The 13490-nt window shown below is 40.7% G+C and carries 11 protein-coding genes; 4 read left to right on the plus strand and 7 right to left on the minus strand.

Going from position 1 to position 13490, the window contains the following annotated elements:
* Nucleotides 1-136: 136 nt before the first annotated feature.
* From H6G75_RS03860 to H6G75_RS03880, 5 genes are read right to left on the minus strand one after another with little or no spacing between them, the layout of a single operon-like run.
* On the minus strand, nucleotides 137-682 hold the full coding sequence (locus tag H6G75_RS03860; RefSeq protein WP_190978664.1) for a DUF1349 domain-containing protein: 546 nt from the start codon (nucleotides 680-682) through the stop codon (nucleotides 137-139).
* A gap of 6 nt (nucleotides 683-688) precedes the next feature.
* Nucleotides 689-1432: a hypothetical protein gene (locus tag H6G75_RS03865; protein WP_190978665.1), complete on the minus strand. Its 744-nt coding sequence runs from the start codon at nucleotides 1430-1432 to the stop codon at nucleotides 689-691.
* A 17-nt stretch (nucleotides 1433-1449) separates the two neighbouring features.
* Complete coding sequence (locus H6G75_RS03870) at nucleotides 1450-2418, minus strand: N-acetylglucosamine kinase (protein WP_190978666.1); 969 nt, start codon at nucleotides 2416-2418, stop codon at nucleotides 1450-1452.
* Nucleotides 2419-2422: 4 nt separating this feature from the next.
* Nucleotides 2423-3685: an MFS transporter gene (locus H6G75_RS03875; protein ID WP_190978667.1), complete on the minus strand. Its 1263-nt coding sequence runs from the start codon at nucleotides 3683-3685 to the stop codon at nucleotides 2423-2425.
* A 53-nt stretch (nucleotides 3686-3738) separates the two neighbouring features.
* Nucleotides 3739-4164, minus strand: coding sequence for a GxxExxY protein (locus tag H6G75_RS03880; RefSeq protein ID WP_190978668.1), 426 nt, complete (start codon nucleotides 4162-4164; stop codon nucleotides 3739-3741).
* A 62-nt stretch (nucleotides 4165-4226) separates the two neighbouring features.
* Here H6G75_RS03880 and H6G75_RS03885 point away from each other — a divergent pair, with 62 nt between their 5' ends.
* From H6G75_RS03885 to H6G75_RS03895, 3 genes are all read left to right on the plus strand, one after another.
* Nucleotides 4227-7211 (plus strand): valine--tRNA ligase, encoded by a 2985-nt coding sequence (locus tag H6G75_RS03885; RefSeq protein WP_190978669.1) that lies wholly within the window; start codon nucleotides 4227-4229, stop codon nucleotides 7209-7211.
* 368 nt (nucleotides 7212-7579) lie between these two features.
* Nucleotides 7580-8023 (plus strand): hypothetical protein, encoded by a 444-nt coding sequence (locus H6G75_RS03890; RefSeq protein ID WP_190978670.1) that lies wholly within the window; start codon nucleotides 7580-7582, stop codon nucleotides 8021-8023.
* Nucleotides 8024-8457: 434 nt separating this feature from the next.
* A complete protein-coding gene (locus H6G75_RS03895; protein WP_190978671.1) occupies nucleotides 8458-8868 on the plus strand; it encodes a hypothetical protein in 411 nt (136 codons plus the stop codon).
* A 410-nt stretch (nucleotides 8869-9278) separates the two neighbouring features.
* Here the strand turns inward: H6G75_RS03895 and H6G75_RS03900 are convergent, their stop codons facing one another.
* Together H6G75_RS03900 and H6G75_RS03905 are read right to left on the minus strand one after the other, a co-directional pair.
* Nucleotides 9279-9992 carry a tetratricopeptide repeat protein gene (locus H6G75_RS03900; RefSeq protein WP_190978672.1) on the minus strand — a complete coding sequence of 238 codons (714 nt, stop codon included), beginning with the start codon at nucleotides 9990-9992 and terminating at the stop codon, nucleotides 9279-9281.
* Between the two features lie 481 nt (nucleotides 9993-10473).
* Complete coding sequence (locus H6G75_RS03905) at nucleotides 10474-11412, minus strand: phosphoribulokinase (RefSeq protein ID WP_190978673.1); 939 nt, start codon at nucleotides 11410-11412, stop codon at nucleotides 10474-10476.
* 444 nt (nucleotides 11413-11856) lie between these two features.
* On the opposite strand from H6G75_RS03905, the gene H6G75_RS03910 reads away from it, so the two are divergent.
* A complete protein-coding gene (locus H6G75_RS03910; protein WP_190978674.1) occupies nucleotides 11857-13458 on the plus strand; it encodes a peptide ligase PGM1-related protein in 1602 nt (533 codons plus the stop codon).
* Nucleotides 13459-13490 lie beyond the last annotated feature (32 nt).

Genomic DNA, 13490 nt, shown 5'->3' on the forward strand with positions numbered 1-13490 from the left:
TTGTATGTGTCAGAAAATCAGTTATGTTCATTGGTTTGAAGAGATGATGTTATGTTGACATTTTTCGGCTTTTTAGAATCCGTGTAATTATTTATGTAAAGTTTTATGTCATGATTCAACATTTCTGGTAATGCTGCTATGGTTGAGTAATTTTGAAATTTTCAAAGACAACTGAAAAACCTTCTCCCTGTGGGGAAGCACACATTATTCCCACTTGTAGTGTTTCAGTATGGGTAAGATATGCCAGCCGCAGCATTTGATAATTCTCCCCATCTAGAGAATATTGCACTTCTAATATTTCTGAGCGCCGCTGTACCCGCAACCATAAAGCAACTAATTGTTTTGACAAAGGAACTACCGACCAATCTGAATAATCTCTGGTAACTACAGCACTGACATTCTGCACACCTTCAACATACTCAATTCCGCATTTAAGCCAAGTATTTTCGTTTTCTCGAATCATCAATCCGGCTTGGTCATACAAAGCCTGATAATCTCCGATCATTTTGACCTCAACTGTAAAATTCCCCTTGACTTCCTGATAGTAAAAGTTGCCATTATCACGGATGAAATCATAGTGAGTCTTTTGCCAGAAATCTGTTTTTGCTCCTGCATTTACAGAAATAAATTCTACTTGTTGATTCCAGATGGATGGTTCATTGTACCATTTCATTTGAGTCATAAATTTTCAATTACCACTAACAAGTTCAGCTTTTGCTATAGCATTCCGCCAAGCTATTTTAGCAGCTATGCGGTAATCCATCTCTTTAGAATCAACTGGATGATAACTACCATTATTAACAACAATTTTCATAGAAGTAAGAGCAAAATTAGTTTGATGAAAATAATCGAAGATACCATCGATAATTCCCTCAAAAATTGCTGGTATCCACTCAAAAGGAATAATTTCTTCATCATCAATTTGCCAGACAATCTCAATGTGTGAGTTAGCAATTATAGGCTCAATTTTTAACCATACATGACCATAACTGTCAATACTAGAAGACTGGCGCACAAATTTACCTTCTCCTATTAATGGTTCAGCAATAGAATAAAGCTTATATTCTCCTTTATCCCATAAATTTAATTCCAGTCTGCCATCAAAATTATCCCAAATATTAGCAACCCAATACCAATTCTCAATATAACGGCAAAGGTTATCCCAATCAGAATTACGCACACCTTTATAAAATTTCAATAAATTATATAAATTTTGAATATCTTCTGAATTTGGTTGTGCTGTTTCTATAAGTTCGAGTAATTTTTTAGCTACTTCTATTGTCTCATTAGTAAATAATTCCCCAAATTCCTCATATCTTCCTCGTTCTGGATTTTGATGTAATAACTCAATCGTGCGATGCAACCATCTAATATCTTTATTTCTGGCTTCGTAAGTATAGTATTGAGCTTTACTTAATTTTTTGCCATTCATATAGCTGAATTCAATTTTTAATGGGATATAGATAAACTCTGTAAAGCTAATAACCCAGCACCATAAGCAGGTTCATATAGAGGAAAAATTACATTTACCTGGGGAAACTGATTAACTATAGCTGTGGTAAATCTTTCATGTATTTGAGATTTACCCCGCCATACACTACCTGTTGTCACAATTTCAAAAGCTACGTTAGGACTAAAAATTGCATTAATAACTGTAGATGTAGCCTTTACTAACTCGTGAACAGAATCATCAATTATATTATTCGCTAATTCATCACCAGAAGCTGCTGCTAAATCTACAATGGGTGCTAACGATGCGATTTCTTTCACACCCCATCCGCGCCGATATATTATTTCGATTAATTCTGCTATATTCTGCAAGCTAAGATGCTGTTGAAAAGCGGGGATTAAACTTGTTGATATTTCCCGCCCATCATAAGATTTTAAGGCTGCTTGCATACCAGCAACAGCAATTTTATAGGCGCTACCTTCATCACCCAAAATGTATCCCCAACCGCCTACTCTTTTCGTTTCTCCTTGGTGATTTCGACCAAAAACTATGGAACCAGTACCCGCAGCTACCACAATTCCTACATCATGACCGACTCCGCCAACTAAAGCAATTAACGCATCATGACAAATTACAATATTATCTGGTTGTAAATCCCAAGTAATCGGTAGGAATTGACTGTTTTGTAATTCCTGCACCATACTTTTAACTACTGCAATATCTCCAGCACGTCCAACACCAGCTAAACCTAAGCAGATGGCTGAAATTTGGATTGTATTTGTGAACTTTAAGGCTTCATTTGCTGCTGTTTGAATAGCAGAATGAATTGATTGGATTGCGGCTGAAACGCCTATGCTTTGATAATTAGATGCGCCTGCTATACCTCTACCTAGTACTTGATATTTATCATCCATCAAAATACATAAGGTTTTGCTACCCCCACCATCTATTCCGATAACATAAGTCATGGTGTTAATGTGCGATCGCTCTTTTTTGTGCTTCTGCTTTTAAGGGGATGAAAAATAAAACAATCATTCCCGGAATTGTCAGCAAACACACCAAGCTAAAGAATAATGGATATCCTAATAACGGTTGTAAATAACCACTCACTATTCCGGGTAGCATCATACCTAAAGCCATGATGCCAGTAGATATAGCAAAATGGGATGTTTTATATTCCCCTTGGGAAACATACATTAAGTAAACACTAAAAGCTGTAAATCCAAAACCATAACCAAACTGCTCTAATGAAACCAATGGATAAACCAAGCTAATAGAAGGTTTAGTATAAGCCATATATACATAAAATATATCTGGCAAATTTAAGGCTAAAGCCATCGGGAATAAACATTTTTTTAAGCCATATTTGGCAATGACCAATCCACCCAAAATACCGCCAGCAATGAGTGAAATTACGCCAAATGTGCCGTATACTAAACCCACCTCAGATGTCGATAAACCTAATCCTCCTGCCTCTGGTTTATCTAACAAAAATAAAGAAGCAAACTTGACAAGCATTGCCTCGCCAAATCTGTAAAGTAAGATAAATGCTAGAATGAACAGAATTTTTTCTTGGGCAAAATAGGAACTAATAATTGTCCAAAATGGGATTTTATCTGTGGCTTGTATTTGCCGTGGTTGATCAGAATCTGGTAAGGGTAAACTGAAACGGTGAAACAAAGAAAGTATGGCTAAAACTCCCGCCGAAAAACCAATAGCTACAGTCCAACTTAAGGGAATATTCTTGAGATAGCCTTCAAGTTGTCCCGCTACAACAACTAACAATCCTGAACCAAAAATCACCGCCATTCGATAAAATAATGAGCGAATGCCTACAAAAAAAGCTTGCTGTTCGGGGCTTAAAGCTAATAGATAAAAGCCATCTGTAGCAATATCATAAGTTGCAGAAATAAATGCTCCCACTGTTAAGGCTGCGAGGGAGATAAAAAAGAAATTAGGCAGTTGTAAGCAAAAGGCGACGAAACCCAAGCAACAGAACATTGCGAGTTGGGTGTAGAGTATCCAGTTGCGTTTGCTGGAGTAAGTATCAACAATTGGCCCCCAGAACATTTTAATGACCCAAGGGAGATAAAGAAGGCTTGTCCATACGGCTATTTGGGTGTTGTCTACGCCGAGTTTTTTGTAAAAGATGACGGAGACGGTGTTGATGATGATGTAAGGTACACCGGAGGCGAAATATAAGGTGGGGATGTAAAGCCAGGGGGAGCGTGACATAGGATAATTTTTTTAAACGAACCGCCAAGACGCAAAGAACGCCAAGACAGAGATTAAGAAGAAAGGATAATGCGTTTGATGCCGTCTTTGAGAAGAGGAACATTAAAATTTATGAGGAGACCTAGACGATATTTGGTCATTTTTAGGTAAGAAAGGACTTGTGCCTCGTGAATGGGGGCTAGGTTTTGGACTGCTTTTAATTCCACAATTAGAGAATTGGCAACCAAAAAATCTAATCTACCTTTACCTACTTCATGGCCTTTGTAATAAACTGTTACGCTCTTTTCAAACTCATGAGCTATTCCTCTCCTTAAAAATTCTATAATTAGTGCCTCCTGATACACCTCCTCTAAAAACCCTGGCCCCAAAATCTGATGCACCTCTATCGCTGCTCCAATCACAGCATAAGCTAGTTTATCTAACTCTTGACTTGGTTCTCTTCTCTTGGCGTTCTTGGCATCTTGGCGGTTCGTTTCCATCAAACCCTCTCCAACCCTGTGGCAAAATTTATTAAAGTTCTTCCACAGTTAATTTTCCCAGCATGACCGCAACTATCTCGAATCTTCCCAGTCTCTACGATCCCTTTACCACTGAAGCTAAGTGGCAAAAATTCTGGGAAGAAAACCAAGTTTACAAAGCTGACCCTAATCATGGCGGTGAACCTTATTGTGTTGTGATTCCGCCACCAAATGTCACTGGCAGTCTGCACATGGGTCACGCTTTTGAAAGTGCGCTAATTGATGTTCTGGTACGCTATCACCGGATGCAAGGACGCAATACCTTGTGGCTACCTGGTACTGACCACGCTAGTATTGCTGTCCACACAATATTAGAAAGACAACTCAAAAAAGAGGGTAAAACTCGCGCTGAGTTGGGGCGTGAGGAATTTTTGAACCGCGCTTGGCAGTGGAAGGCGGAGTCTGGGGGAACAATTGTGAATCAGTTGCGCCGCTTGGGTGTGTCGGTGGACTGGTCGCGGGAAAGGTTCACAATGGATGAAGGCTTATCGAAAGCTGTGGTGGAAGCTTTTGTAAGTCTTTACAATGAAAAATTAATTTATCGTGGCGAATATTTGGTGAATTGGTGTCCGGCTACTCAGTCGGCGGTGTCGGATGTGGAGGTGGAATCTAAGGAGGTTGATGGTAATCTCTGGCATTTCCGCTATCCGCTAACAGATGGTTCTGGTTATGTGGAAGTGGCGACGACTCGACCAGAAACGATGCTGGGCGATACTGGGGTGGCGGTGAATCCCAATGATGATAGATATAAGCATTTGATTGGTAAAACTTTAACTCTGCCAATTATGCAGAGGGAAATTCCAATTATTGGCGATGAGTTGGTTGATCCCACTTTTGGTACTGGTTGTGTGAAGGTGACACCAGCCCATGATCCCAATGATTTTGAAATGGGTAAGCGTCACAATCTGCCGTTTATTAATATTTTGAATAAGGACGGTACTCTCAACGCTAATGCTGGGGAGTTTCAAGGACAAGACCGTTTTGTGGCGAGAAAGAATGTGGTTTCTCGTTTAGAAACGGATGGGGTTTTGGTGAAGGTAGAAGATTATAAGCATACCGTTCCTTATAGCGATCGCGGTAAAGTCCCCATTGAACCCCTTCTCTCGACTCAATGGTTTGTCAAAATTCGCCCACTAGCAGACAACGCCCTACAATTCCTCGACCAAAAAGATTCTCCTGAGTTTGTTCCCCAACGCTGGACAAAGGTTTATCGTGATTGGTTGGTAAGTCTCAGAGATTGGTGTATTTCCCGACAATTGTGGTGGGGACACCAAATTCCCGCTTGGTATGCGGTGAGTGAAACAGAGGGACAAATTACCGATACTACGCCGTTTGTGGTGGCGAAATCGGCTGATGAAGCATGGGAGAAAGCCAAAGCCCAATTTGGCGACAATGTCCAGCTACAACAAGACCCAGATGTACTAGATACTTGGTTTTCTTCGGGACTGTGGCCGTTTTCGACTTTGGGCTGGCCGGAACAAACCGCCGATTTAGCTAAGTACTACCCCACGACTACCTTAGTTACAGGCTTTGACATTATCTTTTTCTGGGTAGCCAGAATGACGATGATGGCTGGTCATTTTACGGGGAAAATGCCGTTCCAGACAGTTTACATCCACGGTTTGGTAAGGGATGAAAACAATAAGAAAATGTCGAAAACGGCGAATAATGGCATTGACCCGTTGATTTTGATTGATAAATACGGCACAGATGCCCTGCGCTACACCTTAGTTAAGGAAGTAGCGGGTGCAGGTCAAGATATTCGCTTAGAATACAACCGCAAAACTGATGAGTCCGCATCGGTGGAGGCTGCGCGTAACTTTGCGAATAAGTTGTGGAATGCGGCGCGGTTTGTGATGATGAATTTGGATGGACAAACCCCGGCACAATTGGGACAACCCGTTGCGAGTGAACTAAGCGATCGCTGGATTCTTTCTCGCTATCATCAAGTTATTAATCAAACTACCAGTTACATCAACAATTACGGTTTAGGGGAAGCCGCCAAGGGAATTTACGAATTTATTTGGGGCGATTTTTGCGACTGGTATATTGAGTTAGTGAAATCCAGGCTACAACCAGGTGCAGATCCCACATCCCGCCGCGCCGCCCAACAAATCCTCGCCTACGTGCTGGAAGGGATTTTAAAACTACTGCATCCCTTTATGCCCCACATCACCGAGGAAATTTGGCAAACCCTCACCCAACAAAACCCAGATTCTCCACAAACTTTGGCTTTACAAGCTTATCCCCAAGTAAATGCCGACTTGATTGATACTGCTTTAGAAGCACAGTTTGACCTGCTAATCGGCACTATCCGCACAATTCGCAATTTACGGGCGGAGGCGGATGTTAAGCCAGGGGCAAAAGTCAAGGTGAATTTGCAAACAGGCAATTTGCAAGAACAACAAATTCTCGTAGCTGGGCAAGCTTATATTCAAGATTTAGCCAAGGTGGAAACCTTAAGCATTGCCGCCGAACAAAAAAGCCAAACTGTCGCACCCGCAAAATCTCGTTGGAGTTGGAAAACAATTGGCTTAATATTTGTGGGGCTGATTTTTCTGCGAGTTGGTTTGGCTGTAGCCGACACAGTTAATCGCATTCCCTTAGCTGGTACTTTCTTTCAACTTGTGGGTTTAGGTTATAGTATGTGGTTTATTGCCCGCAGTATATTATTTGCCAAACCTAAACCAGTGAATACTGTCTCACAAAAGCCCACAGCAGTTGCAGAACCCGCACCAACCTCAGAACAAACTATTGCTGGGGTAGTTGGTACAGTTCAAGTGGTCATTCCTCTGACTGGTGTTGTTGATATTGAAACTGTACGTGCCAAATTAGAGAAAAACCTCAGCAAAATCGAAGCTGAAGCCCAGTCTCTCAGAGGTAGATTAAGCAATCCGAAGTTTGTGGATAAAGCTCCAGCCGACGTGGTACAAGGGGCAAAAGATGCCTTAGCTGAAGCTGAGAAACAAGCCGAAATTTTGCGCGATCGCCTCCAGGCATTACAGTAAACATAGCCTGGATTGTCTAGCATTGTGACAATGGGTAATAGCAGAGTCATCACCGAAGAGGACAAGGAGCAGGGAGCGGGGAGCAAGGGGGAAAATATTTCCCCAATTCCCCCTGTCCCCTGCAACAAGAGCTAGGCCTACACAGCAACATTGGGTTGGTAAACTACTAGGGCGTTCATTTGGGGCAGAGTACAAGTTCCGTCTCATACTATCTCCCCTGCTCCCTACTCCCTGCTCCCCTGCTTCTTTTGACCCATTGCCCAATGATAATTTTCCATACAAATTCAGTATTTTAATTTTGGTGTTTCATATAAATTTTTGTACTTATTTTTTAATTTTTAATTGTAAGCTGGAGCAAAAAGACGATCATGCTATATCTAGCTCAGGTACATAAAAACGAATTTTTAGACCAGTACCAGTTGCGTTTGTTAGCACGTCAAGATACTGATAAACTCTGGGTAATTATTCCTGAAGAAGCCTTTATTCTGTTGGGGAAAGGTAAAACTATGAGTGAAGGCTTACTGGTTTTAGTTGAACTTTCTGCCACGGGTGAAATTGAAAAATTAGAAGAAGCTAGTAATTGGGTAATGAATTTAGTCGAGTCTTATCTCACCACTGGCATTACTCCAGAATTATTACAACAAGAAGCAGAACGCGCTGAACAGTGGCGACAATCTCTGACTTTGCAAAATCAAGATTTGGCACGTCGTTCTCTAGAATTGGAAGCCCGCCGCGAACAAATTCAAGCTTTAGAAGAAAGTCTCAAGCGCGAGAGAAACGGATTTCATAACGATGAGGCTACTGGTAGCTGAAGAATGCGTCAAAGACACAAAGGGGTGTCAGATTACAAAAGGCGTTTGTTCATTGAATAATTTAATTTTTGAAAGTCTTTACAATTGCAACCAATTCCCGGCAGCGTGAAGTAAACTGTTATTTTGAATTCTGGCTCCTGAATTCTGCTGGATTAGCTGTATGGGGTAATAACCATTAACATCTTGTCTAGGAATTGACATAAAATCACAAACGATGAATAATCCTGGGATACAAGGTGCAGTTTTTCAGAGTGATAGCTGAGTACAGCAAACTGTTTACCGTTCATTACTTACGTATGTAAGATTGTTTTTTAACAAAAAACATACGTGTAGCAATCTCAGGAAAATGAAGTAATATGACAGCTAACTTAGGCTGTAACTAGCCGCAGTAGACTGTTGATCAACTTGTTCCAAGTAAAGTTATTTTTAGTATTATGAACGCCTTCCAACCATCAAGACAGCCGTTACAACCTATACAGCAGCCTCGAACTATTCCTCGACCAAAACGGCATCTTCGTCAACGTTCTCATCAAATCATGGCGATTGAAACCACAGTCAAGATCGGGGTGAATTTGGCAATTTTGGGAGCCACTGCATCCGCCATAACTCAACTTCTGCCTTATCATTGGTCACAGCAAGAAAGATTACGTGAAGTTCGCACTGAAGTCAAAATTATGGAAGGACGAGTGAGTACTTTACAGGCAGAATTTGTCCGCAACTTTGATCCCCGCCAAACTAAAGCGATCGCTGAACAACAAGGATATAGATTTGCACCTAATCAGCGTCCAATTGTGTTGATGAATCAAGACGGCAAAGAAATTGATGTCATCCATTCTTTACCCTAAGCAAAATTTTGCTGGATTTGAGGAATTGGGATGATTGCCGTTCTTTGGAAGTATTCAGAATCCAGAAGTCAAAATTCCCAGAGAGTTTGATAACTAGCACTATTAGACTATGAAAATTTCTATCTAGATTCTGAATTCTGACACTAAGTTAAAGCACGAGTGTGACCAATGGATTGCCTAAAAGCTTACCAGTAAACTCTTTTTTAATCCAAAATGGTGTGACTTTTGCCATTAGTTTTATCAATATTTGCCTATATAGATGTATAACATCAAAAATATCTAGACTGCTAATAGCTAATTTTGGCAAATTGATTAAGTGAATATCTATTAGCTATTAGCAATACAGGGTCGTCATCCTAAATATTTGATTGCTGAAAATCACAGTCAGCTAAAAAATACTCTTTCTACTTCTACTGTTGCGACAGTAGTTCATTTAACCAAGTTTCGATTTGTAAGCGCAAACGATAACCTGAAACATCAACGCTATTCTGGCTTGTAGATAGTTGCGCTATCGCACGACGATAATCAGCGATCGCACAGTTCCAATCACCCCACAGATGATAAGTCCGACCGCGTTCTGCCCAAATATGCGCTTCTAACTGACCAAACAGTAATGCAATCTCCAAATTCTCAATTGCTTCTTCATATTGTCCCAAGTCGCGGAAGGTAATACCCCGGTTAATCCAAGCTCGCACATAACGGGGATTCAAATCAATTGCTTGGTCGTAATCAGCCAAAGCTGCGGCTAATTCTCCACAAGCTGCATAGTAATTGGCACGATTATTGTAAGCACTAGCCAAATTGGGATTTAAATCTAAAGCTGTGTTGTAATCACAAAAAGCCTTTTGCTTTTCACCACTTTGAAAATAAATTAACCCACGATTGTTGTAATCAGCAGCGTTGTGGGGGTAACGACAAATTAATTCATTTAATAAAGTGATCGCTTGATGATAATTTCCTTGTTTCGCTGATTTCAAAGCACAAGCGCGTAAATAACTTTCTTTAACAGCAGATTGTCCACTACCATTAGCCTCATGACTTGGCAAACCAAATGTATTATTTACAACATATTGACAACTGTTATTTTGCTGATCGCCAGAAGTTAGAAATGAGTGACCATTCATAGTTTACCCGCCTCAGATGCTCGTACTTAGAAATTAATTTAGAGTTTTATCTATGGTGGTAGTTTTGACCCGATTTTATTTATAATGTGCTTTTGATTACTTAGCAATAAGTATCTCAGCCACAATAGTAGGTACTACAACCAGTAAAGAACTAGGTCTTACACCTACAATTGATGCACTAACTAAGTAATAGATACTTCACTCGCAAGTAGAATTCCAGAAAAAAATAAATATCAATCTTGACGGGGATTAGAAATGGGTAAGGCAGGAGGCAGAAGGCAGGAGGCAGAAGGCAGTTAACAGGTGTAGGAACGGAACCCAAAATTCTCAAGACTACTATTCTCTTAACTGAACTGCGTATCAAGCTAAAAGGGTGCAAGGGTGTAGGGTTAGAGGGGTGTATATATACAGAACCTTTACACCCCATACCCTTACACCCCTACACCCATTCTTCACAGATAATCTTGGTGCGGAAATCTTACTATTGATACATTTGCGTTGCCTTCAGCATGTGGTAGGTAATAATTAACTGAGTTAGTGCCAAGGGATAGCTTTGTAAGGTTTCGCCTGTGGTACCAGCAATTTTGCCAAGTTCGGGATTACTTTCGCGATCGCATACACTACGTAAATGGGGCATATCCGAACAGATAATATGTTCGAGTTTATTCACCTGCTCTAAATTTGCGTGACCATCTACTTCCAAGACATCCACTGGTTTATTCATATCGCGGTCTAGTCCCAAACGAATCGCTGAACCAGCATCACCACTGGTCAAATTAATAATGGGGGTGAAATCAGGATGGGGAATTGTGGGACGCAGCACTAACCGCACATTCAGATGACCATTGCTTTCATCCTCATCACCGTTAGGTGGATAAAAACTCACCACTATATCAGACCATTGGCGTTGAGGACGAATAAATTGTTCTGAGTCTGGTTCGCGTTTTTCTAATTCTGCTAATACTTGTTCGGGAGTGTAGCCGCGTTTTAGGGTATCTCGTTTAACTTTCCACTTGGCGCGTATCGGTTCGGGAGGCGCAAGGTAAACTTTGACATCATAACAGTCACGGGCAGCACGGGTAGAATAGCCAAGTAAGCCTTCTATAATTACAAATTTATTGGGCTTAATGTATAGGGGAGCCTCAAAAGTACCTGTTTTGTGGCTATAAACAGGTTTGAGAATTGGCTGTCCTGTGCGGAGTAAGGACAGGTGCTGCTGCATAATATCTAAATGGTTGCAGTCTGGGTGTAAGGCTGTAATGCCAATTTCAGCACGTTGTTTGCGATCGTAACGGTGGTAATCATCTGTACAAATCAGCGTGACATTTTCTGGCCCTAGTACCTGAGCGATACCTTTAGTTAGTGTTGTTTTTCCCGCAGCACTATCACCCACAATCCCAAGAATTATTGGACGGTTCATACCCACCCCCGACACGAACAATTAGTAATAAATTTTGCAGACACCGTTGTTCTAGTTTAGAAGGAAATTAGCGCCTAGCTGGTTTCAAGGTCTTGTCTGCAACATCTCTATACATAAAGATATCTATGTCATTGTTTATTGCCAAGATAATTATGTAAATAAGTTGATACAAATCAAGTTAAATATTAGGGACTCATATTTGATTTTGGAAAAAACTAGGTACACTTCTACTTTATTTTTCTTGTTACCTGTTACCTGCCTGTCTGAATACTTAATTTTTCCTACCTTGGGTGCATAGGCAAGCAATTACAAAAATCTCTACGATGACAGAGTAAAGAATTAATATTTGCAGTCAAGAAGTATTAAGGCTTAGTCACATCTAGCTGGCTGTGCGGTATACCGAAGAAAGACGGTAGTGTTGGGGATCATTACAGGGCAGGGATTATGGTAACTTTAAATGTTTCAAAGTTGGATCAGGTTGATCAATTTCGCCGCTTGCAGTCAACTTTGCGCGATCGCTGGAAAACCATTGAGCTATTCGATAATAGTGAAGCAGATATCGTGGTTGTTCCTTCCCTCAGTCTCGATCAGAGAGAACTGCAAAAAGTAGAAGGTTGTGAACATTATGAAGAGAGATTGTTATTTTCTTTAATGCGGTTGCGAAATCCTCGTACAAGGCTAATTTATATTACTTCAATGCCACTGCATCCGAGTATTATTGATTACTATTTGCAACTGTTACCTGGCATTCCATTTTCTCATGCACGCAATCGCTTACTTTTACTTTCTACTTATGACTCTTCTCCGCAACCTCTCAGTCAAAAAATTTTAGAACGTCCCCGCTTATTAGATAGGATTCGGCAAGCTTTAAGGCTAGAAAAATCATTTATGATTTGCTACAACGCCACAGATTTAGAAGCAGAATTATCTTTAAAATTAAATGTACCTTTATATGCAGCCGCACCAGATTTACAAATTTGGGGGACAAAAAGTGGCAGTCGGCAAATTTTTGCTGAAAGTCAAGTTCCCCATCCAGATGGTAGTCAAAGAGTTTGGAATACTCAAGAATTAGCAATAGCAGCCAGCGATTTATGGGAACGCCAACCAACATTAAAAAGGATGGTAGTCAAACTCAACGAAGGCATTTCTGGAGAAGGTAACGCCCTACTAGATTTAAGACCAATTATGAATGTAGCACCAGGGCAAGCTACCAGTGAACAAAGAATAGCAGCCATTAGCAGCAGCTTTTCTACCCTGCGCTTTCAAGCTAAACAAGAAACTTGGGCAAATTTTTCAGGACGCATAACAGAGTTAGGTGCAATTGTTGAGGCATTTATCGAAGGAGAAATCAAGCGTTCTCCCAGTGTCCAAGGACGCATCACACCCACAGGCGAAGTCGAAATCCTCTCCACCCACGACCAAATTCTTGGTGGCCCAGACGGTCAAATTTATCTTGGATGTCGCTTTCCCGCCGATGAAAGCTATCGTCTACAACTGCAACAACTAGGCTTAAAAGTTGGCAGAAAGCTGGCAGAAAAAGGAGCCTTAGAAAGATTTGGTGTTGATTTTATCACCGTTGACCAAGGCGATAAAAATTGGGATATTCAGGCAATTGAAATTAACTTACGCAAAGGTGGTACAACCCATCCTTTTATGACTTTAAAACTATTAACAAATGGTCGCTATGATTTGTCCACAGGATTGTTTTATAGTCAGCAAGGTCGTCCTAAATATTACATTGCAACTGATAACTTACAAAAAGACCGCTATCGGGGATTATTACCCAACGACTTAATGGATATTATTGCCCATCACCGATTACATTTTGATAGCGGTACAGAAACAGGTACAGTTTTTCATTTGATGGGGTGTCTCTCTCAATTTGGCAAATTAGGATTAACCAGCATTGGCGATTCTCCCCAACAAGCAGAAGATATTTATAACAAAGTTGTGAATGTATTGGATGAAGAAACCCGCAGCGAAAATCAAAATTTTCCCCTCTTTTCTGATTACACATTCCCCGCTGCTTGGGATGGGTACAGTTAGGAAGTGTGAACCTCTAGGGGTGTGGGAGGTGT

The organism is Nostoc sp. FACHB-280 (genome assembly GCF_014697615.1).
Taxonomy (GTDB): Bacteria; Cyanobacteriota; Cyanobacteriia; order Cyanobacteriales; family Nostocaceae; genus Nostoc_B.

Coding starts and splice junctions, on each gene's coding strand:
- H6G75_RS03860 (WP_190978664.1), bottom strand. CDS start 682: ATGACTCAAATGAAATGGTACAATGAACCATCCATCTGGAATCAACAA.
- H6G75_RS03865 (WP_190978665.1), bottom strand. CDS start 1,432: ATGAATGGCAAAAAATTAAGTAAAGCTCAATACTATACTTACGAAGCC.
- H6G75_RS03870 (WP_190978666.1), bottom strand. CDS start 2,418: ATGACTTATGTTATCGGAATAGATGGTGGGGGTAGCAAAACCTTATGT.
- H6G75_RS03875 (WP_190978667.1), bottom strand. CDS start 3,685: ATGTCACGCTCCCCCTGGCTTTACATCCCCACCTTATATTTCGCCTCC.
- H6G75_RS03880 (WP_190978668.1), bottom strand. CDS start 4,164: ATGGAAACGAACCGCCAAGATGCCAAGAACGCCAAGAGAAGAGAACCA.
- H6G75_RS03885 (WP_190978669.1), top strand. CDS start 4,227: ATGACCGCAACTATCTCGAATCTTCCCAGTCTCTACGATCCCTTTACC.
- H6G75_RS03890 (WP_190978670.1), top strand. CDS start 7,580: ATGCTATATCTAGCTCAGGTACATAAAAACGAATTTTTAGACCAGTAC.
- H6G75_RS03895 (WP_190978671.1), top strand. CDS start 8,458: ATGAACGCCTTCCAACCATCAAGACAGCCGTTACAACCTATACAGCAG.
- H6G75_RS03900 (WP_190978672.1), bottom strand. CDS start 9,992: ATGAATGGTCACTCATTTCTAACTTCTGGCGATCAGCAAAATAACAGT.
- H6G75_RS03905 (WP_190978673.1), bottom strand. CDS start 11,412: ATGAACCGTCCAATAATTCTTGGGATTGTGGGTGATAGTGCTGCGGGA.
- H6G75_RS03910 (WP_190978674.1), top strand. CDS start 11,857: ATGGTAACTTTAAATGTTTCAAAGTTGGATCAGGTTGATCAATTTCGC.